14 protein-coding genes are annotated in these 22843 nt (G+C 44.1%); 10 read left to right on the forward strand and 4 right to left on the reverse strand.

Annotation, left to right across the window (positions count from 1 at the left end):
* Window positions 1–299: 299 nt before the first annotated feature.
* The 3 genes from ACMCM8_RS07075 (at window position 300) to ACMCM8_RS07085 (ending at window position 6622) form a co-directional block, all read left to right on the forward strand.
* Window positions 300–5309 (forward strand): hypothetical protein, encoded by a 5010-nt coding sequence (locus ACMCM8_RS07075; protein WP_412726842.1) that lies wholly within the window; start codon window positions 300–302, stop codon window positions 5307–5309.
* A gap of 222 nt (window positions 5310–5531) precedes the next feature.
* Window positions 5532–5708 (forward strand): SDR family oxidoreductase, encoded by a 177-nt coding sequence (locus ACMCM8_RS07080; protein ID WP_412726844.1) that lies wholly within the window; start codon window positions 5532–5534, stop codon window positions 5706–5708.
* A gap of 32 nt (window positions 5709–5740) precedes the next feature.
* Complete coding sequence (locus ACMCM8_RS07085) at window positions 5741–6622, forward strand: cation diffusion facilitator family transporter (RefSeq protein ID WP_412726846.1); 882 nt, start codon at window positions 5741–5743, stop codon at window positions 6620–6622.
* Window positions 6623–6741: 119 nt separating this feature from the next.
* Here the strand turns inward: ACMCM8_RS07085 and ACMCM8_RS07090 are convergent, their stop codons facing one another.
* Window positions 6742–7932 (reverse strand): murein transglycosylase domain-containing protein, encoded by a 1191-nt coding sequence (locus tag ACMCM8_RS07090; protein WP_412726848.1) that lies wholly within the window; start codon window positions 7930–7932, stop codon window positions 6742–6744.
* Between the two features lie 276 nt (window positions 7933–8208).
* On the opposite strand from ACMCM8_RS07090, the gene ACMCM8_RS07095 reads away from it, so the two are divergent.
* Entirely contained in the window at window positions 8209–9078 is an 870-nt protein-coding gene (locus ACMCM8_RS07095) for a hypothetical protein (protein WP_412726850.1), read from the forward strand.
* 934 nt (window positions 9079–10012) lie between these two features.
* Window positions 10013–10432: a MarR family winged helix-turn-helix transcriptional regulator gene (locus ACMCM8_RS07100; RefSeq protein WP_412726852.1), complete on the forward strand. Its 420-nt coding sequence runs from the start codon at window positions 10013–10015 to the stop codon at window positions 10430–10432.
* Between the two features lie 321 nt (window positions 10433–10753).
* Here the strand turns inward: ACMCM8_RS07100 and cdd are convergent, their stop codons facing one another.
* Window positions 10754–11203 (reverse strand): cytidine deaminase, encoded by a 450-nt coding sequence (gene cdd, locus ACMCM8_RS07105; RefSeq protein WP_412726854.1) that lies wholly within the window; start codon window positions 11201–11203, stop codon window positions 10754–10756.
* A 92-nt stretch (window positions 11204–11295) separates the two neighbouring features.
* On the opposite strand from cdd, the gene nlpI reads away from it, so the two are divergent.
* Both nlpI and ACMCM8_RS07115 read left to right on the forward strand, forming a co-directional pair.
* Complete coding sequence (gene nlpI, locus ACMCM8_RS07110) at window positions 11296–12198, forward strand: lipoprotein NlpI (RefSeq protein ID WP_412726856.1); 903 nt, start codon at window positions 11296–11298, stop codon at window positions 12196–12198.
* A gap of 12 nt (window positions 12199–12210) precedes the next feature.
* Entirely contained in the window at window positions 12211–13770 is a 1560-nt protein-coding gene (locus ACMCM8_RS07115; RefSeq protein ID WP_412726858.1) for a sel1 repeat family protein, read from the forward strand.
* A gap of 23 nt (window positions 13771–13793) precedes the next feature.
* Here the strand turns inward: ACMCM8_RS07115 and cysZ are convergent, their stop codons facing one another.
* A complete protein-coding gene (gene cysZ / locus ACMCM8_RS07120; RefSeq protein ID WP_412726860.1) occupies window positions 13794–14534 on the reverse strand; it encodes a sulfate transporter CysZ in 741 nt (246 codons plus the stop codon).
* Between the two features lie 318 nt (window positions 14535–14852).
* Between cysZ and smc the strand changes: the two genes are divergently transcribed.
* The 3 genes from smc to ligA all read left to right on the forward strand — a co-directional run bounded on the left by smc (window position 14853) and on the right by ligA (window position 22186).
* On the forward strand, window positions 14853–18464 hold the full coding sequence (gene smc / locus ACMCM8_RS07125) for a chromosome segregation protein SMC (RefSeq protein ID WP_412726862.1): 3612 nt from the start codon (window positions 14853–14855) through the stop codon (window positions 18462–18464).
* Window positions 18465–18484: 20 nt separating this feature from the next.
* Window positions 18485–19927, forward strand: a complete 1443-nt coding sequence (gene zipA, locus ACMCM8_RS07130) for a cell division protein ZipA (protein ID WP_412726864.1) — start codon at window positions 18485–18487, stop codon at window positions 19925–19927.
* Window positions 19928–20137: 210 nt separating this feature from the next.
* Window positions 20138–22186, forward strand: a complete 2049-nt coding sequence (gene ligA / locus ACMCM8_RS07135; protein ID WP_412726866.1) for an NAD-dependent DNA ligase LigA — start codon at window positions 20138–20140, stop codon at window positions 22184–22186.
* Between the two features lie 71 nt (window positions 22187–22257).
* Here ligA and ACMCM8_RS07140 read toward each other — a convergent pair whose 3' ends face one another.
* On the reverse strand, window positions 22258–22788 hold the full coding sequence (locus tag ACMCM8_RS07140) for a DUF2062 domain-containing protein (RefSeq protein WP_412726868.1): 531 nt from the start codon (window positions 22786–22788) through the stop codon (window positions 22258–22260).
* Window positions 22789–22843 lie beyond the last annotated feature (55 nt).

The following is a 22843-nucleotide window of genomic DNA, read 5'->3' on the forward strand; positions in this document are numbered from 1 at the left end:
GTTTGGGAGTTTTCAAATTATGCCTGTCTTGTTTAAGCCTTGATACAAAGGAACAGTTTGGGAGTTTTCAAATTATGCCTGTCTTGTTTAAGCCAACGTATCCACTAGGTTAAAAAATATGCTTTTTATATTGATACTCACTATCGAGTTGTTTTATTTTTAACCACACCGGTGGTGCCTAAAGCAAAAAACTTAATTCACGAAAATGTGGAGACGACTACTTTTACAGGGAGTCATTGTGTCTAGGCACAAGAGAAAAAGTAACGAGAATCATTTTTTTATCAAAAGGAAGTTGAAGCATGTCAATAATTAACACCATTAAGCTTGGACTGTCCACGGATCTTACCAAGGGGTACAAATCCGACTGGAACCCTTCGACAGGTAATCTGAATATTCTTTACCCATCTAACGAGGCTCCTATGCAGCCGAAGTCGTTACCTGTGGTTACTGAACGGGGAGATTGGAGTTACCCGATTGTTTCGCTTCACGATACGCCAATGAGCCTAGTGACTGAGTTACTTGGCTATAAAGTTGAACATCCCGCTATTGATGATTCCCCACCGTCATTACCTGCGGGAGCGCTGATGTTGTTTTCCCCAGCAGGAGATACGGCACGTAAAGCACTATCAGAGACGCTGGGAGTCTCACTCGATAACCCGAATTTACGTTATGCATTGGTCAAACTGGAACGAAAAGATGCCAAGGTGCACCACACAACAACGGAAACGGGTATATTGATGACGGTAAATGCGCTAAACCCAGACCCGTCCATAGGTATCAATTCAAACTTTATGCGAAACCTCGCGCGGTTACGTCATTTTCCCGTTTTTGGCGAGCAGGATGAGGTCACGCAACTCAAAGAAAAGGATGCCAACGCCTACTTAGACACCTTTGCCGAATGGGGCACGCACTTTGTGTCCTCTGTAACGGTGGGCGACCAGCTAATACAAGTCTTTGCCTACGAAGCCGATCGCTTTGAGCGTATAAAAATAGCGTACACACAGCCCGACAATGAACTCAGCGGGTCTAAGGCGGTCGACTTTCAATATTTCACTACAGACGCCTCAACGGGGCACTTCGGTTACGTGAGCGAATACGGTAAATTATTGTGTCTAAGTCATTCAAGCACCTTCCAGAACAGCCTTCAATCTGGGGAATGGATGGAAAATTTCTGGTCTAAACATGACTCGTTATTCCAAGTCTTTGCCGAAAATAGTCACGTTTCACTGAACAAACTTAACAGCAATTATACTGACCAAGCCCCCGTGATGGTAACACTTGGCCCTATGACCACCTTTACCGAATACAAACGTACTGCGGCATGGCGACGAGTGTTGAAAGGTGCACTTTCAACCGTATTTGGGGACACCATAAACGCCGGGTTCAGCCATATTAATAAGACCGACTTCAATCGCTTGTTGACTGAAGAGCAGCCGGGTCTAATCTCTACTATCGCTTCACCGACCATCAATGTCTACAAAACCCACCTAGATATAGCGCAAATGCAATTGGTCGCCCGTAATCAGGTGAAGAACTTTACCACCTTCGGCTATGTGGTAGCTGCCCAAGCCACCACACCAATACGAGTACCGGGAGAATCCGTACAGCTTTTCGGTTACATTCTCGACATGCGTGCAGAAGGTAACCCAAATGTCATTACCCTCACTGACAAGGGCTTTGATGAACTGGTAATTGGCTGTGACAGTTTCCTTGGTGCAGCTCGTTTTCAAAATACAGCCGGCTCCAAACATATGGTTGTGGTTGATGGCTTGCGATATGAGCAAGTGCCATCGGGTAAAGTGCGAGTCACTGGTGATGTTCGTATGGCCCCTCCAGCCGACGCTCTTGAGGCATTCAAAGATAGCCTAGAGTTTTCTTTGGCGTTTGCTGAAGCAGTACTTGGCCTACAAGAAGGAAACTCGCACGATAACCCTACGCAGCAGCTCGTGCGCGATTATCTAGGTTGGGTAGGGCGTATTATTCCTGCTGACACAACTGATGAACAGTTACTGGCTATACGTGTACATTCTTTGGATCTAGGCGGCTATTCACCTAATTCACGAGCAGGCGCTTTTGTGCCGATCCTGCCAGCTTCTGCCTATAAAGAAAGCCTTGAGGCGATCATGGGCTATTTACAAGAAATTCAACGCCAAATTAGCGAAAACACCATACAAGTCAACCAACGTAAACAAGCAGAACTGACTATAGATGTTGGTAAGACCCTAAACCAAAATATTATCCAATCTGGCCAATTACTCACTGGATTGATTAAAGCAAATGCTGACAGCACAACCGACCTTGGAAAACAATACGACGTCGTTATTGCAGCTCGAAAAGCGGAATCAGAGAGTCAACAAGCAAAAATATCGAACTTGGAAAAACTGCTGTTTGAGCAGCAGGCTGAAGTAGATCAGGCCGTACAAGTCTATAAATCAAAAGTTGAACAATGGGAAACCATAGAGCTAATTAAGTTTGGACTGGACGTGGTGACCAGTACCTTTAGCTTGGGCACTTCCATTTTAATTCCGGCCAGCTCTATCAGTGCCGTCAAAAATTTAGGGCTTACCGCACAGCGTATTCAGAAAACACTGAATGTGCTTAATACTTCGATGAAGCTCTATTCTTCTATATCTGGCACAGTGCAAAAACTGCAAAACACTCAAGCTACCCTTGATGGCCTAGACGGCATGAACTTTGGTGATACCTCTCAGCTCGATTGGAATGAGATGTCTATCCAACTTGACGTGGTTATGTCTACCGGACCAAGTGATGCCTCGGTGACCGAAGCCAAGGCACATATGGTTGCCGCCTTTAAGATCTTGGTTATGCGAGGTAAAGCACTAACCAGTGCACGTTCTTCATTACACCAGATTCAGCGAGATATCTATACCACCCAGCGTCAAAAGGAAATTAATAAGCGTCAGGCGGATCGACTTAATGCGCTTGTCGACACCCTGCACCCGGCCAATATTGAAGACTTAGACCACTCAGCTATCGACCTGGTGGGTCTCACTGGAAACCTAGACTATTTACGTCGTCAAATGCTAACCACTTTCATTAAATCCTTCTTGTTACAGGACCAAGCACTCCAATACGCTTGGCTGCAACAACCCACGGTGATCAGCAGTTATAGCCTGCTCAACTTTATGCAAGCACACATAGCACAAACTCAGGCGACGATAGAAGCCAAAAACCAGCTTATGCAGTATCAGTCTTCTACCACGAACCCTATCATCTATCAGATTGATGGGGTAATGAATGAGGATATCAGCGGCGGCCATAGTTTTGAGATAACCATCGGCCCAGACTCGACAGAGTTCAGTCAGTATGTCAATTTAAGGGTAAAAAGCGTGGTCGCTGAAATAGATGGTGTTAAAGACACGGACAGTGGTAAGTTTTTAGTACGGCTGACCTTTGAAGATTCACCCTTCGTAGATCGCAATATAGAACGCCAACCTTTGACCTTCCACACGCCATGGCGTGAGAGAATCTACCAGTACAACGCCCAAACAAACAAGCCAGAATTTACCGACAATGGTCATTCATGGTCACAGGGCGTCAGTCTTATCACGCCTTTTGGCGCATGGCGTGTTGATCTCCCCAAAACTAATCTCAACAAAGGTATCCGCTTCAAAAGGCACACGGTCAAAGTACGGCTACAATTCACTCTGGAAGCCCGTATTGTTGACAAGCCAATTCAAGTAGCGGCAAATACTTTCGCCAGAGGACGCGCATTTGATGTAGAAACCTTGCGTTTAAACGCGATGAACCTTGCCGTAAGCGGGGCTGTTCAACCCTCGAGCACAGCGTTGATTGCACAAATGAACGCGCAGGGAACCACAACCAATGGCTGGGATGTAGTCTTTAATATGGGGTTGTCACAAATTAATAATTCTTTGCGCGATCAATATATCGAGCTGAAGAACAATACCACATTCAAAAACACCATTGATGCTGAAACTCGCACACCGGTTGTAGATGGTGTGTGGTCGATTAAAAAATTCCATATGGAATATGGCTATCCGCTGTTGCGTTTTTCTACTAACAACGACAATACAGTAGAATTAAGCATGCCCATTGAGAAGGGGTCACTGACTAAATGTGTCCAAATGGGAGATGAGCCTGAGCGCTGTGATCCTCCCACTAGCATTGCTGGTAAGACGTTGACAGCCTATGTAAAACTAGCCAAGACCAGTGGTAAAGTGCAAGTGGATGGTGCTGACCACAATGTGCTTAAAGTCGAGCTGAATATGAAGCAGGGGGCTTTCTCTGTCGAAGACATAGAAATCGATGATGAAGATCGAATAGCATTGAATAAGGCCATTAAAGCTTATTTCTCTGAAAACCCCGTCAATTACTTAATCAACCAGCTCGACATTAGCAATGTGCCCGTTATAGACGCACTCAAGCCTAACGGGTTCCTATTCAAAGCGCTGAAAACCCAAGCCGACGTCGAGATGCTACAGATGTTCATACAGACAAGTAACCGTGCACTGCTTAATCCTACACAGACTTTCCTTAATGGAGTCAGTGAGCCTCTTCCGCAAAGTCAGGACACGTCACTAATCATTCGTAGTGCGCTTTACTACGGAGCAGTACTACCTCAGTCAATGAACAGACGAGGCTGGACACTGGTAGGTAAGCATGCTAGTGACCCAACTCAGGCATCATGGGCTGAGTTTACCAATGCACCTGTGTCAGCTACAGGTATAGACCTCAGCGGCTTGACACAGAAAATACCATATATTACCCCGTATGGTGGTGGCTCCACAACTATTATAAAATACTCCTTTCCGAATGACACTGCCACATGGAACCTTTCTGGCATGACATTAAAATCTACATCAAGTGGGTCAATGAGCCTCAATGGTTCAAAAATGCAATCCATGACCATTAATACCAGTACCACCACTGAACCCTGTTATTCTGATTATTGCAAAGCTGAACGCAAAGGGTCATTCAGTAATGATGCAACATCTAATGTCAAAACCTCAGCATTCATTTCTGTTTCGGGGAGCGGGCGTAATCAAGCAATCAAAATAGCCATAAACAGTCAGGGAGTCACAGTCACCGGGCACTTAGCTGGCGGTGGCCCTTCAGGTAGTGATGATTTACAAGCCAAGGTGAACCAACAGGTCAAGAGCCAAGTAGCGCCTAAGGTAGAAGAACAGCTAAACGTTAGTTTTGACAGCGTATCTCTATTTGCGATCAAGAACCTATTATTTCCTTCTAACAACTACATCAACTTTTCCGAGGCAGCGGTGCCAGGTGACTTGTTGATACTGGGGACTTTTGCGAAAGATAGCTGATTGTGCTATTTGAAACGACAAATAAAAAGAAGCATCGAGGGCTTACCCATTATTTATAAAATCACCTCGCTTATACGAGTCAAATAAGGATATAAATCATCCAGTAATTTACTCGATGGATGCGTGGTATAGCGTTCAAATTGCATCAGGTGTAACAAGGTTTCACATGAATAGTGGGGGAATGGAAGCAGCGTTAATTGACTACGCTGCGTCCAAGGGGCAATGGACTCATTGACTAAAGACATTTCTTTAGAGCTGGCATCAACAGGAATCAGGGTCAATGCTGTTCGTCCTGGTTTCATTCACACCGAAATGTACGCAGACGGTGGCAAACCTGAGAATGTAAAGGGTGAAACGACGGCTTCAGAACTGTCTCAAATGTTTGGTGAGTATGACTAACTTAAAAAGAGATCAAATCGAGCTAACTTATTTTGAATAATAATTCTCAAAGAGACAAAAACGTTCAAAAAGTCATATTAATCGAGGGCGCCGTTAACGTTGTTGTGTTATTGGCGAAGTTGTTTGTAGGCTTATCTACGGGGTCGCTGGCAGTTGTTGGTGATGCAATTCATTCTTTAACCGATGTTGCAAATAATATAGTCGCGTGGGTGGTAACTAGAATTTCAACTTCCCCTCCAGATCGTGAACATCCTTATGGGCATCGTAAATTCGAAACCTTAGCCGTATTTTTTCTTGCATCGTTATTGGTAGTGCTTTCATTTGAGCTCGCTATACACGCAATTAATAAAGACGATATAGAAATTGAAAATTCAGTGTTGGGGCTAGGTGTAATGTTGGTTGTACTAACCATAAACATTGCATTAGCAGCGTGGCAGAGGCGATGTGCTCAAAAATTAGAATCCGACATACTGCTTGCCGATGCAAGCCATACATTTGCCGATGTTATGACAACCATAGTTGTTATAGCCGGGTGGCAATTATCCACCATGGGATATCAATGGTTAGATAGGATCTGTGCGCTAGGGGTTTCACTTCTGGTGTTTTATCTGGCTTTTAGTTTGTTTAGAAGGGCAGTGCCCATTCTTGTCGACCATTATGCGTTAGCGCCAGAGTTATTGTCTAAATCCGTACTCGAGGTGAAAGGTGTGATAAAAGTAAATAGAGTTCGGTCACGTTGGATTGGTAGTGAAAAGTCAATTGACCTTGTCATTTCAGTTGACCCAGAGATATCTACAACGGATTCACATAACATAGCCACGAATGTAGAATCTGTTATAGCGCAAAAGTATGGGGTTTCTGATATTTCAATTCATGTAGAGCCCATTCAACAAAATACCCAACAAGCGCGGTGATAAGCGTGTTTAAAAAGCTTACCGGCAACCAAATAGGGGGGACTACTCAGTTAACCTTGAATAAGTACTTCTATGACAGCCATTAGTACATAAATAACGGTGTTTCTCACACACAATACCTACTGATAACGCTTTTTAGCCAGTGTCACTTTTTCTAAGTACCTTCTTGATTCCAGTTTTGGGTGCTCATAACGCAGTTTGTGGTAAACGGTATTAGCAGAATAGTTGTTCATTTTTCTTACTGCTGTTTGACGGTTACTGTCGAATGTCTTTAATACATTGCCTGCACCGCCGTTATACGCCGTGATCACCGCATACTCTTTGCTGTTTACGTTGTGAATTTGTGCAAGATAGCGTGATTGCAATAGGTGTAAATACGCACTGCCTATATCAATATTTTGTGCGGGCGAAAATAAGGTTTGTTTAGAAGGTTGCCCGCTTTTCTTATGTACCAGGTTGTACACATCGCGCCCCGCGGTTGCGGGTACTACCTGCATTAAACCGTATGCATTGGCGCGGCTTACCGCATAGGGGTTAAACGAACTTTCTGTTTCAATAATGCCATAGATAAGTGCAGGATCTAACTGATAGCGTCTAGCCGCCGCTAATACGTATTGACTGTATTTTTGTTTGCGCAAATGCGTATGGGTATCAACTAGTTTGAACTGAACAGCATGAATAGACTTACCGCTTTTTTTCACGTGTTGAAGATGGTGTGATACCAGATAGTTTGCATATCGGTTTGCTCGCCAGCGGTATTGCACTATGCGACCATCCTGATCTTTTATTTGTGGGTGTAAAAAAGGCAGGCCTTGCGTTACGGGCGCTGAACTTGAAAATATGTCGTTCTGGGTTGGATCGGCGGTGGTAAGTAGGGTGGTTTCAATGGCCTTTATTAGCATGGCCTTAGGCTGCTGCGTATTGATTGTTTCTACACGAACAAAACCTTCTTCAAAGTTAACAATAGCGCGTGCCTGGTAATCGTTAACGTATTTTACGTATTTCTTTTTCGAGGGTAGTTCGCGATTGCCTTTACCCCAATATTTATTCACGTTTTCGGTTAACTCTTCAAACAGTATCTGTATTGTACGTAGGTCAGCTTGAAGGTGGTTATGGGTAGTTTCGGCCTGTTTGGCAATAGCCGGTATATCGTCAATACTGTTAGCGTGTTTTACTTGCTTTGATAGTCGTTTAATTGAGTCTACCGAGCGCAAGTTAGGTGTTAACTGACATCCGCTTAACATCACAGTAGCAGCAACACTAATACACACTAGGGCAAACCGAATTCTATTCACATAAACCTGAGACATCACAACAACTTTTACCGCATTGTTTATAAGACAATAGCATGACTCTTTTTACTCTAATATCATAAGTTTAACCCTCAGGTATAAAAATTCGTACCTAATAACAATGTAATCGACGGCAGCGTTAACTTAATTCAGCGAATTTTTGCTTTCATCACGCATAATAAGTTCTTTGCTTCCTATACGTTCTCATTGTTTTTTATATCTATCTTTATGATTTTATTGTGTATGTTTGCTTTTTTAAGCATGGTTTTTTAGTTATTAATAATGGAGTAGACGGTGAGCGAGCTATCACAATTTATAAATGGACTTTCAAAAAACGAGTTTGAGCTGCTTAAGCTGGTACTGGATAAATTTGTTATCGCGGTACTTTTAGCGGTTGCAGGGGTAGTATTTTATTTTTTATTAGAAAGGTACAAATCTTCACTGGTAAAAAACCTGGAGATTGCAAAATTTCACATGCCCCGCGTGACCAAATTACTGGAAGAGGCTGAAAATCTCTTCAAGGCGGGTATGACAACGGTGGAAAAGCTTGCAAGCGAATTCCAGTCTTACAGTCAGTGGGGGCAAGAAATAGTAAAAAGAGTAAATACGCTCTCTGTTTCACAAGAACTTCCTATGGATCCGTCTTGTAAGTCTCATATCCTCAACCCCGATGATCCGTATCCACTCACAGTGTATGCACTGCTTTATAAATCAACAGATAACCCCCGCATACACAATGTATTAGACAGTGATGAGTTCTGGGAGAGCCCTAAGCAATATGATGTATTAGGAGGCTTTTTGAGAAAGCTAAATACGTTTATTGCCTATCCGTCTGAAGGTTCTGAAACCTTAATTAAACACGCAATTGTTGAGTTTTTCACACGCTACTCGGTAGATTTAAAGCAGGACTATAATGAACAGCTTGATAATCTGCGTCATAAAGTCATGATCAACATCTACACCGACACCAGAAAACAGAGAAAAATAGCGCAAAGAATCACTAATGCTATGGATTTGTGTAGCGATACGATTCGAGATTTTCCGAAACATGATGTGATTAGGCTGACGGATGAAGATATCCGCGCAATCTCTGTACTGAAAACCTGTTATGCCGCGCAACTTACTCAAATAAAGCTGTATGTTAAGTGTGTAGAGAAGGGGTGATTCGCAGAGAGTTTATACGCCTCATTAGAATTAAACTATTGCTCAGTATCAACAATTTACTCAAATTACACTAGTGGTTTGCATAAAAAGTAAGCTAACATGAATAGCGTTTTATGACAGGGAGTGTTGCGCTATTAAATTTAAAAAAGACAAATCTGACGTAAGAGAGCAGATAAAAATCACAGCAGACTTAAGAAAATATTTTCATAGTGCGCTGTGGGAAGAAGAAAAACACTACACCTGGTTTTTGTCGGTTATTTTAGGGGCAATTGTGCTGGTGGTAGTGAGAATGCCTCCTACCAATCAACTTCTTTACATTCTTGTTATTTTTGTTCTTTCCTATCTCGGCGGTTTTTTATCTCAAGTTGCGTTTAACGTCATTAGTTATGAATGTGAGTATTTTCAAATTGCATTTCGAAGGCATATAAAGGCAGAGAACCACCTTTTTGCCGACCCAGAGCCGCTTCCTTCCAGAAACTGGCAAGCGCCGACAATGTGGTCTCTGTTAGTTAAGTTTTTTAAAGGTCAACCATTGGGAATAAGAGGGAATTTCCTCGTTACATTTTCAGCATTTGATAAGGTTTTCCTGCTATCCGGTGGGATCAGTGTTGTTAGTGCATGCACGTTTTTTATATGAGCCTATGTTTAATGGACTTGGGCGTACTAGGCATTCGTCTGAGCATAATCTCCATGCACAAGCTCAATGTTAAGAATAATTCAGTAAGGGATCTTCTTAAAAGGAAATAGACACCCTTTGCTTAGCCTTTCAGCGTTCTTTTTATCAGCTGCTATCAGTTTTTATATAAAGCTTGAAGTAAGTTTTGTTCTTAAACACTCTACGCTTAGAAGTTAATTGTTTACACAGTTATAAAAGCTTGAATGATAAAACACCTTGCTATATGTTTGACAGCTCAAGTATGCCGTAAGGATTTTTATGTTGGACAGTGCAGAGTCTTCGTATTTAACCTTGTTTACTTCAGTAAACAATAAAGTGACTAAACGCCTTGAAGGGGCTTTAAACCATCATGGCGTCAGTTTTTCTGAGTTTATGATAATGCATTATTTGTATTCGTCGCCGTATAAAACCGCTAAACGCATGGCTTTAGCTGAACAAGTGGGCATCAGCGCTTCTGGGGTTACCCGATTATTACAACCGATGGAAAAAAATAAACTGGTAGCAAAAGAGGCAAACCCAAGAGATGCACGAGTAAGCTTAGTTAAACTGACCGAAGCAGGAGAGCGGGTTTATTGTGAATCAGCGGTTGCCTTTGATTTTTGTGCCAAAGATTTACTTTCGAACTTAACAGAAGTGCAATTACAAAAGTTATCTGAGCTGTCACATAAAATACTCTGATTAATAAAACCCTAAAAGAGCACTGTGGCGTACCAATAGTACGCAATTGAAAAAAGGATCAATTATGGATTTTCTCGTCAATATTGTAATAGGCGTGGGTGTCGTTATTTTCTGTATTTTTGTAGTGGGGTTTACGGCTGCTGCAAAATTGAATAAACGCCAGGATGAAAAGCGGCAAAAATAGCAATGCCAATAACTGGTGATATAAAGCAAGCTTAGCATCACCAGTTATTAAAACCCCACTTTACCTTGCAAAAGTTTATTGCCAAAAAGCAACAGGTAAAGTGGGAGAGGCCGCGTTTACGTATTTTAAATGATGAGTTATTTATCTAAATCGTGAGCGCGAAACGCATGCGGCAATAACTCACCAATGGTCGTTTCAAAAGTATTACCGTTTTGACTGACCATGGTCACTGGCGTGTCGTCAGTGGCAAATTCAGCAATTTTTTGTCGGCATCCACCACAGGGAAAGCACAGTTCTTCATTAGGACTGGCAATAACAATATGTGATATGCGTGTGTGACCGTGCGTCACCATGTTACCTATTGCGGTTGCTTCTGCGCATTGGCCTAACGGAAAGGCGGCACTTTCTACGTTACAACCTGAGAATACTTCACCTGTGGGAGTAGAAACGGCTGCGCCAACTTTGAAATTTGAATAAGGTGAATGAGAGTGTTTTTGGGCTTCAAAAGCCAATTTTGAAAGTTGTTGTATATCTTTTTTATTCATAGCAATCTTTGTTACTCGCCTATTACGCTTTACTTTTTTCATCAAATGCGAGAAGGTGGCGGCAATTGCGCCGCAACAAGCGTATACTTTGTATTCAGGCGGTTTTTTCTTTTTTTATAGAATGCTTTTTTACCATGTGCAGAAACGTTAGTCTCATCTTTTTTTTCCTTTTCGCTGCTATTTTAACCGGTTGTGCGCAAACACCGCCTATTTCTGATCGTCCGCAGATGGGAAATTTATTACTTGCCATTCCCGCACCGGTTAATCCCCGTTCAGAAATGGCCATTGCCCGTTATAATCAAGTACTCACCAGTCCCGCTTTATCTGATGAAGACAAAGCCGAGTTACATTTCCAACGTGGCATGCTGTACGACAGTGTGGGCTTGTCGGGGTTGGCTCAATTTGATTACACACAGGCAATCAATTTAAAGCCGGATTTAGCCGAGGCATACAACTCTATTGGCATTCACTACATTCAACAGAATGACTTTATTCAAGCCTATGACGCGTTTGATTCTACCTTAGAGATAAACCCAGATTACGACTTTGCCTTTTTGAATCGCGGTATTGCCCTTTATTACGGCGGCCGTGCTGAATTAGCCACTTCTGATTTAGATCGGTTTTTTGAAAAGGACATAAGCGATCCTTTCAGGGCGCTATGGGCTTATTTTGCACATCATTCGGTGTCAGAGCAGGACGGGTTACACTATTTGGCAACCATTCGTCCATCTCTCGACAACACGCATTGGGCCACAACACTGGTTGATTTGTTTTTGGGCACGGTAGATGAAAATGCCGTGTTGAATTCGCTACTTGACGGGGTAAGAAGCCAAAAGGGGCTAACCGACCGCTTGTGTGAAGCGTATTTCTATTTGGGTAAATATCATTCTCAAAAAGGTAACCGGGGTATCGCTTCTAATTATTTTAAACTAGCCTTAAGTACAAATGTGTTTGACTATGTTGAACACCGTTATGCAAGGTTAGAACTAAGCCGTTTGCGTGAGCAATATAGCGAAGTCGAAGAAAGCGAAGAATAATATAACACTCCCATGCGTGGATTAATTTTAGCCGTACTCGCGCTACTTTTTGTAGCAGGCGATAGCGGAAGATATGTTCCTCAACTCATTGCAAATGCCCACAGCGCGTTAACGCGTATAGCAGGGGCTGATAGCGTCACGTCTACTTATCAATCAAACATCAATAACGCACATTCTGCGTATGCGCTACTTTGGGCAGCCGCCAAGCAGCAAAGCGACGATGCCCAGGCGGTGCTGGTCGGTGTGTTTGAAAAGGCCTACGCGAGGCAATTTGAGTCGTCGTATGTGTCTGAAGATAGTGCTGCGTATTGGTTAGAAAAGCTGGTACAGCTTAATAACGCAGAAGCGGCTTGGTTACTTTATCAAGTGCTGGGTGATAACGGCGTGTCAGAGCGATTAATGCGCCTTGCAGCCATTGGTGAAGTCGCAGAAGCCCAAATAGCGTTAGCGATGTCGTCAGACTTGCCACAGGTGCGAGAAACCTGGTTAGAAAAGGCGGCCGCTCAAGGATATGTGCCAGCACAAGCGGCGTTGGCAGACTGGTACTTATTGCATGGGGAACAAACAAAAGCCAAGCCGTTGCTTGAGGCTACCGCTCGGCTGGATATGCAAAGTGCATATAAATATGGCCGATTGCTGTGGGACGAGGGTGAATTTGAGGGCGCTAAACAACACTTTATGTTTGCGTCACAACAAGGGCATGAGCAGGCTGAAAAAGCACTAAATGTCATCAAAGGCTATACCATCCAAACGCTGGCACAGACTCCTAGTTTTGATTGGTCGACCCTTGAACAAACATCGTCCTGTCTTCAGCGCATTCAACCATTTGCCACTTCACTTGCTACTATTATTCGCGCAGATAGCCTGTATAAGGCTTATCAATCTGATGAAAGGTTATCTAGCCTGTCGTTGTGTATAGCCCCGCCTATTTGGTTAACCCCGGCGTCATTGTCCTGTGATAAAGACTATGAAAAAAGTGGTGTGCTTGGTTGTGATATAACGCCATTAGCTGAAGTGGCGAAAAGGGTAAAGTTCAGTCACGCTGTTGTGGTAGCAGAGCAGGGCAAGGCCAATGTTCAAAATGGTGTGATGTACTTAGATATCAGCGACGCGTATTCAGTGTTTGTACATGAACTGGCGCATTTTGCCGGTTTTGCTGATGAATACCCGATAGGAAGGGGAATGGCCAAAGCGCTGTGCAATGACACGCAAATCACAGATTTTATGCCCCCTAACTTAGTGGTGGATAGCAGTGTGTGGTATGCCCCAGCACAAACGGTAAACAATTGGTTAGCGATTGATCCCAGCGCAATTATTGCCAAATCTAAAACCTGTGAGTTAATTGGGAAAGCCAGCTATAAACCTAGCCGGCGAGTAACCTTTATGGAGCATCACGACAGTGGCGTGATCCCACCGTTATACCTGGTATTGTGGGAGCAACAACTTCACAAGCAGAATATACAACGTCCTATCTCTATGAATTTTTTCCAAGCGTTCCATCATCGGGGCAAACAGAAAGAGGCGGCACACTGGCTTTCCCAATATGAAGCCTTTATTTCTCCCGCGCACTAGGCTTATTCACACGTTAAAGTATTTCACCCTTCTTTTAGCGTGTGTTTTAGTTCATTTACCCACATTGACGTTGCACCACAAATAGCCACTGGCATCACAATAAAGTTGACTATGGGGATCAACGAGAAAATATTTACCATCACGCCAAACGACATTGCTTTGCCCTTGTGCTGTGCTAAGTGCACACGCATACGTGTAAAGTCTATTTTATGGTTGTCGTATGGATAGTCACAGTATTGGATAGCCATCATCCAGGCGTTGAACAAAAACCATATTACCTGGCCTATAACCGGCAGCAGAAAAAACAGAATTAGGAAGCCAATGGCGCGGGGCACGTACCACATAAACTTAGTTAATTCTCGGCCTACAGTGCGTGGTATGTCTTTAATGAGGGCAAATACGCCTTCATCGCCCAATGCCTGTCCCGTTAGGTGACGCTCAACTTTCTCAGCCAGTACGCCATTAAACGGGGCGGCAATCCAGTTCGCCAAGGTGCCAAAAATAAGTGCAAAAATAAGCAATACGCTAATTACTGCAAGGGGCCAGAGAAAGAAATTAATAGCGGTTTTTAGCCAGCCTAACCATTCTGGTACAAGGTTAACTACATAACTTATGCCGACTTCTATTTGTCCAAACAACAGATAGAATGCCACTGAAAAAAGAACGAGATTAATCGTTAATGGAACAAAAACGAAACGTTTTAATCCCTTTGTTTTAATTAAAGAAAAACCTTCAAAAAAATAATGTACACCACTTGAGCGCATTTGAATTCCTTCCTCTTAGTGAAGTCAATGAGGGTTGCTGTTTTACCATTTTACGTTGAATCATACACATGCCGAAATGGTAATTGTTACAAGCTGTTAGATTTGGTAGAGTCAAAAGCATAATAACAAAAGAACTTTCTCTGTGATCGCATCATTTTTATCTCGCTATTGGGTTATGCCTCAACAACATAGAGTTGTGTTTAAGGCTGTTAGCGTTTTGCGCGCAACGATCAACGTTAAGATTAACCTCAATAGCTTGCCAATTGCCTTGTTACTTATCGTTACTGCATTGGATAAAATGTGCTGTGAGGGGGAAGTGTGAGATTAAAAAAGATTAAGCTCGCCGGATTTAAGTCTTTTGTCGAGCCAACGAATATTCCATTCCCGGGTGACATGACAGCCATTGTCGGGCCAAACGGGTGTGGCAAATCGAACGTCATTGATGCTGTGCGCTGGGTACTGGGCGAAAGTTCAGCTAAAAACCTACGTGGTGACGCCATGACAGACGTTATCTTCAATGGCTCTTCCTCTCGCAAACCCGTTGGACAATGCAGTGTAGAATTGGTTTTTGACAATAGCGCAGGGCGTTTGGCTGGCGAATATGCGAACTACAATGAACTCTCTATAAAGCGCTTAGTGACCCGTGATGCGCAGTCCACGTATTTTCTCAATGGTGCAAAATGTCGTCGTCGTGACGTCACCGATTTGTTTTTAGGAACGGGGTTAGGCCCACGCTCATACGCCATTATCGAGCAGGGCATGATTTCCAGGCTAATAGAGTCTAAGCCCCAAGAGTTAAGGGTGTTTATTGAAGAAGCGGCGGGTATTTCTAAATATAAAGAGCGTCGACGGGAAACTGAGAACCGCATAAAACACACCCATGATAACCTTGAGCGTTTAAACGACGTAAGAGACGAGTTGGGCAAGCAGTTAGAAAAACTTCAACGTCAGGCCGCGGCAGCGACGCGTTATAAAACACTGCGCGCTCAATCCAGAGAATTAAAAGGGCAACTTGCGGCTATTCGCTTTTTGAAAAACAGCGAACACATAGAGGCGTTGCAAAAGCAACAGCAAGCATTACAGTTGGAAGTTGACGATTTAGTAGCAAGATTACAGGGCGACGAAGCCGGACTGGAGTCGTATAAAACCAAGCAGGTCGACACCAAACAAGCCATTGACGATTTACAGCAACAGCTGTTTTCTACCAGTAATGCCATAACGCGGCTTGAACAAAATGCGCTGCATGCTAAACAGCGTAAAGCGCAAGTAGAACAAGAGTTATCGCGCATAAACGAACAACACGAACTTCTTAATCACTCTATTGAAGAGGCTCAAGACGCGTTAGTTGTGTCAAATCAAGCGCTTGAAAATATCGAGCCTGAAATGGCGTTGAAAGACGCAGAATTAGCACACGCTAAAGAGCGCTTTGACGATGCGGAACAAGCCCTTAGAGAGTTTAACGCAAAAGCCCGAGAGCAAGAGCAAACCTATAATCAACTTCGCCAACAAGTTCAGCAGTGTCATAGCCAAATACAATCCACTATGAGTATGCAGCTGCGCACGTCACAACGTATTAGTGAGTTGAACGACGAACTAAGTCAGCTTGATGACGAAGATTACGCAAGCCAAATAGCCTTGTTAGCTCATCAAAGTGAAGAGATTGCCTTTGAATTAGACGACATGCGCCATGCGCTTCATGTTGCAAGCGACACTGTGGTAGAACAAGAGAACCAGGTTAAATCGCACGAGTTAACGCTTCGCGAAGTGCAGGGGCAATTGCAAACTGCACAGTCGACAAAAGCTGCGCTTGAAGCTCTGCAGCAAGATGCTGCGAGCAGTGAAGATACGTCGCTTGAGGGAGTAGAAAAGTTATGGCAGCAGTTTAGCCCGGGTCAAGCGCTTGCGCCGTGTGTTGAGTCAATATTGCAACACGTGAAAGACCCACTAGTTGCCACATGCCATGGCATCGATGAATTGTTAGCCAACATTGAAAGCCTGCCTGGCGGCGTTAAAGTATTCAGCGATGCAGCGTTTGTTCAAAGTGCCAAGCCGGGGTCGTTGGCAAAAGCCTTGTTAGACGAATATTCTCCAGATAGCAGTGCCATCACAAGCGCGTCTTGTGCCCCGCGCATCCCCGCTTTTTTTAACGACATTTATTTGTGTAAGGATGACGCAGAACTTATCCAACGCATTGAAAATAATACGACTAATGAAGAACACGGCAACATACGCATTGCTAGTGCCGAGTTAACGGATGCCAACGCAAACGCTGCTGCGTTAAAACAAAGCGAAACAACCCACTACGATTACGCAAGTGTAATTTCACCTACAGGGCTTTGGGCAAGTGGCGAATGGGTAGTAAAACCGGGTGAGGTCAGTGATGGTGCTTTACAGCGCGCGAATAAAATACAGGCACTGGCTGAAACCATTAGTGCAAATGAACGCCTTATTGACGACGTTGAGCACGCACTAGACAGTGCAAAACACGCATTAGCACAAAGTGAAGCACAGAAGCAGCTGTTACAAAGTACGCTAAATGACAAAGAAAACCAGTTAACCCAGTGTAAGCACAAAGTGTCTTTACTGGAAATGCAGCAGGAACAGCAATCTACACGCTCTGAAAAGCTCAAACAGGAATTGGCCAAGCAAGAGCTTATGCTGGCGAAGGAAGAAGAGCAACTGGCGCAATTGTCAGAAAAGCTAGAGTACCAGGAAGCGCAGATCCTCGAGCATGAAGTGCATATTGATGACGTCAACAGCAAGCGTGAATCCAATGAACGCAGTGCCACTGAATTAAGGGCAGCAGTTGAAGCGTTAACTTTGAAAAATCATGAGCTTGCATTAAAAAGACAACAGCTGGAAAATCATCAGAACTTATACAGTCAACAGGTTACGCGTAATCTTCAACAGCGCGATGAATACATAAAAAACAAAGACAGACTGACAGCAGAGCTGACGCAATTAACCTCACCCCAGGAAATACAAGAGGCTGAGCTGCAAGCCCTCCTTGAAACTAAGGCTGAGCTAGAGCAACTGAAAAGTACCAAGCAAAGTGCGCTTGATGACATTGAGCAATGGTTGCGAGAGGCTGAAAAAGGTCACCAGTCGCTGGGTAAAGATATTCAGGCACGCCAAACTGCTATCGACAAACTTAATATAGATATAGAAGGGTATCGCGTTCGCGCCAAGACTATCTTAGAGCAACTGGATGAAACCCACCAATCGCTTAAGAATATTTTGGAATCACTGCCTGAAGAGGCAGATGAAACTAAGTGGCAACAAGAACTGGAGAATACACAGGCCAGCTTACAACGCTTGGGTGCAGTTAACCTGGCCGCGGTAGAAGAGTACGAGGCGCAGTCTGAAAGAAAATCGCATTTGGATACCCAGCACAATGATTTAACCGAAGCGCTGGATACGCTGCAATCGGCGATTCGAAAAATTGACAAAGAAACGCGTACACGTTTCTCTACCACCTTCGAACAAGTTAACGACGATCTTAAAATGCTGTTCCCCAAAGTGTTCGGCGGTGGTTCAGCTTACCTTGCACTTACTGATGACGATTTGCTGGAGACCGGTGTTACTATTATGGCAAGGCCACCTGGCAAGAAAAATAGCACTATTCATCTTCTAAGCGGTGGAGAAAAAGCCTTAACCGCTTTATCATTGGTGTTTGCTATTTTCAGGTTGAATCCAGCGCCTTTCTGTTTGCTGGATGAAGTCGATGCTCCACTGGACGATGCAAACGTTGGGCGTTTTTGTAATTTGGTATCAGAAATGTCACAAACAGTGCAGTTTATTTATATAACCCACAATAAAATAGCGATGGAAATGGCCAGTCATTTGACAGGCGTAACAATGGCGGAGCCAGGCGTATCTCGTATGGTTGCGGTTGATGTTGACGAAGCTGTTGCCTTCGCAGAAGCATAACAAAGGGCGAAAGAAATTAAATGGAAGATGAATTACGTCTATTTTTACTCCTAGGTGGAACCGTCTTTATTATCGGTGTTCTTGCTCATGGTATCTGGAAAATTCGTAAAAACAGTAAACCAGAGGAGAAAACCCGGTTAGAGCCTCGGCAATGGGAAGAAGACGAGGATGCTTTTGACGATGATGAACAACAGACATCAGGGTTTGATGAGTTAGGGATAGGTGCAGTTCGCGTAGTCGGTAAGAGTACGCAAAATGAAATGGATCAAACCCCTGCTGAAAAAGAAATAACCGACAGCAAAACAAGTTTCGAAGATGACGAGGAGCCAGCAGCCGTTTCTTCATCGCCTGTAACTCAGGCCACTCATGAGGATGTGAACCGAGATGATAACGGGGCGACGACTACTGAGCGCCTTAATACAAGTGATGCGGATTCTAACGTTTCTGCGCCTGAACAGGCGCCGGTAAAAGTATCCGAGCCCAAGTTATATGGTTCCGTAGTGACCAATCCAAAACCCCATATGAAAGGGGCGGCTCGAAGTGCACAAGATAACGCTGGTGTATCTAAAGTTTCTTCCACAGATTTCCCAGAGCCGCCAGGTTTTTTACTAAAAGAGGGCGAAGAAGGAACTGACGCGGTGTCAGCGACACAGCAGCCTACAGCGCATTCTGTGGAAACGGAAGACAATTCACGTCCACAGAAGTTGTATGTTGATCCCACTGCCGAGCCGGATCTAGTGCCAGAGCCAGTTGTACAAGGCGATAGTGATCAAGCCAAAGCAACGTCTCACTTTAGTCTTGACGCGCCACAATCACCTGTAGACACCGTTGGTGAACCACAGGAGCCGCAACCTAAGCGTTTTTCTCGCAGCAAGCGTCACAAGCCAGCAGCGCAGAGAAGAGAAGAGCCCAATTTTGGTGACGACCAAATGCGCATCGACTTTGATACAAGCGAGGATATAGAGGGCTTTAGTGCGACTGACTCAGACGACGACCGTAGTACTGCGTCAAAGCAAGCGCCTGAAAATGTGGAGCAAGAGGTACTGGTACTGAATGTACGCGCTCCCGAAGACAACCTGATTTCAGGTGCCGCGCTGTTACCCATGTTGTTGACGCTTGGTTTTAAGTTTGGTGATCAGGATATATTCCACCGTCACGTTAATTCAAATGGCAAAGGACCTGTGCTATTCAGTTTAGCTAACATGTTTAAACCCGGCGTGTTTGATATTGATAATCTTGAGAACTTTGAAACGCAAGGTGTATCACTGTTTATGATCCTGCCCATTGAAGGTGATCCTCATCAGGTATTTAATATGATGCACAACGCAGCGCGCAAACTGGCAGATGAGTTTGGTGCTCAGGTACTCGATGGCCGTCGCAGCGTGTTAACCAAACAAGGCCTTCAACAATACGTTGAGAAAATTCGTGAATTTGAACGCAAGCGAATGATTGCGCGCAGCTGATAGGTTGCTTTAATCTTCAGTAGGGAAAGTGGAAAACTATTCTGTCTGTGTCAATTTGCATAGGTTGCAGTACATACACAAACGGGACTTGGGAGTGCTCAAGTCCCTTTTCTATTTGAGAAACGCGGTATAATGGCGGTCAATTGCCTAATACGGCGTAAATATTTTCTTTAGCTTTTTAATTTTTACCATTGGCTTAAACCTAATTCCATGTCAAAAACACCTGAACAAATTAAAAATGAAGTTGTGGCACTTCGCCATAGGCTTAATGAATATAACTATCAGTATTATGTGCTTGATGACCCTACGGTGCCTGATGCACAGTACGATCGCGACATGCAGGCACTTATTGCATTAGAGAAGCAATATCCAGAGTTATACACCCCCAATTCCCCCAGTCAAAAAGTGGGGGGAGAAGCGCTGACTGCTTTTGAGCAGGTAACACATGATGTACCCATGCTGTCGCTGGACAACGCTTTTGATGAATCGTCGTTGTTGGCATTTGAGAAGCGTTTAAAAGACAGGTTAAAAGGCGAATACCAAGATAATGCGACCATTGCATTTAGTTGTGAGCCTAAGCTGGATGGCTTAGCCGTTAGTATTCTTTATGAAAACGGGGAGTTGGTTCGCGCCGCAACACGCGGAGATGGCCAGGTTGGTGAAAACATTACGGCAAACGTTCGCACCATTGCTAATGTGCCGTTAACGCTTCGCGCTGAAAACATACCTGACCGTGTTGAAGTGCGAGGTGAAGTCTTTATGCCAAAAGAAGGCTTTGAAAATCTCAATAACGTGCAACGGGAAAACGGTGGCAAGATTTTTGCGAACCCGCGTAATGCCGCTGCGGGAAGTTTGCGACAACTCGATTCGAAAATTACCGCTAAACGTCCGTTGATGTTTTATGCCTATTCGCTTGGCGTAGTGACGCCTGAAAACTTCACATTACCCGAAACACATAGTGAACGTTTGCAGCAACTTGCGCATTGGGGCTTGCCGCTCTGTCCGGAAATTGATACTGCTATGGGTGGCAATGGATGCTTGCAATATTACCAGCGCATTCTCGAGATACGCGAATCTTTGCCATACGACATTGACGGTGTGGTGTTTAAAGTGGATTCCATAGATTTACAAACAACACTTGGTTTTGTGGCGCGCGCACCTCGTTGGGCGATTGCACAAAAGTTTCCTGCACAAGAAGAAGTTACAACATTGCTGGATGTGGAGTTTCAGGTCGGTCGTACCGGTGCTATCACACCCGTAGCAAGACTTGAGCCTGTGTTTGTAGGAGGCGTCACTGTTTCCAATGCTACTTTGCACAATCAGGATGAAATAGAACGTTTGGGCGTGAAAATAGGGGATACGGTGGTGATTCGTCGCGCTGGCGATGTAATACCGCAAGTGGTTTCTATTGTTGAAGCGAAACGCAATGGCACAGAAACAGACATACAATTTCCTACGCATTGCCCGGTGTGTGATTCTCACGTAGAAAAGCTGGCCGACGAAGCTGTTGCGCGTTGTACGGGTGGGTTAATTTGTGCGGCACAGCGCAAACAAGCGCTAAAACATTTTGCGTCCAGAAAGGCTTTTGATATTGACGGGTTGGGCGATAAATTAGTTGAACAACTGGTTGATGCTGAATTGGTGCAAAGTCCCGCCGATTTCTTTACGTTGTCTATTGGTGATCTTGTTGGCTTAGAACGCATGGCAGAAAAATCGGCAAGTAAACTGTTGGGTGCCTTAGAAGCCGCCAAGCGTACTACCTTAGCTAAATTTTTATATGCGTTGGGGATCCGCGAAGTGGGCGAGGCAACCGCAGCTAATCTGGCCAGCCATTTCGAAACCCTCGAAGCGATAAGAGGCGCATCGTTGGAGTCGCTGGTCGAAGTACAAGACGTGGGAGAAGTAGTCGCTGCCCATATTTTCAATTTCTTTAACGAGACGCACAATACAGACGTTATTGATGCATTGTTAAAAGAAGGGATTCATTGGCCTGAAATTGTTAAACGCAGCACCGATAATTTACCACTTGCTGGTAAAACTTGCGTGATTACTGGTACTTTAAATGAAATGGGACGTGCTGACGCAAAGGTGAAATTGCAGCAACTAGGCGCAAAAGTAGCGGGTTCTGTGAGTAAAAATACCGACTTTTTAGTGGCCGGTGATAAGGCTGGCTCAAAGTTAACCAAAGCCCAGGAGCTCGACGTTGACGTGTGGGATGAAGCGGCTTTATTAGCGTTTTTAGCGGAACATCAAGGGTAATAATTCGATGAGGTAGACGCGTCACACTGTAAAGTGTGCGCGTTTATCCGTAATTTTCAACACAAGAGCGTTTACGATTTTGCCGCTTGCGCTCTCATTTGTCTTCTTCTATCCCACGCTTTTTTAACTTGAAAACGCCACACCCAATTTAGCGAAAAATATCCCGCCAAACCGAAGAAAACTGAGCAGATACCACATCCAACAAGAAACGCCGGGCCTATCGTATTGATGCTTTCGACTACCCATTGCCAACTAAATTGAAACTCAAAATGTTCAGGTTTAGTCCCAAGTACAGTAGTGCCTACTTTGTAAGCACCATAAAATATTGGTGGAATAGTAAACGGGTTAGTTACCCATACGGTAGCCACGGACAAGGGTAAGTTTACGCGAAAAGGAATAGCCAGGCCTGCTGAAAGCCACATCTGAAAAGGTACAGGCCAGAAAGCAAAAAATAATCCTATACCAAATGCACCCGCTGCGGAGCGGCGATTTAAATGCCATAAATTGGGTTCGTGTAACACGCTACCAAAAATTTTTAGAGCTTTATTTTGCTTGATGCTTTGATGATCAGGCAAAAAACGACGAATAAATTTCTTAGGCATAAATCTCAATGCTTGTCGAAAATAAAATCAAAAAAGAAAGGTCTCGCATGGCTTT

Origin of the sequence: Alteromonas sp. D210916BOD_24 (assembly GCF_047159385.1) — a bacterium.
Classification (GTDB): Bacteria; Pseudomonadota; Gammaproteobacteria; order Enterobacterales; family Alteromonadaceae; genus Alteromonas.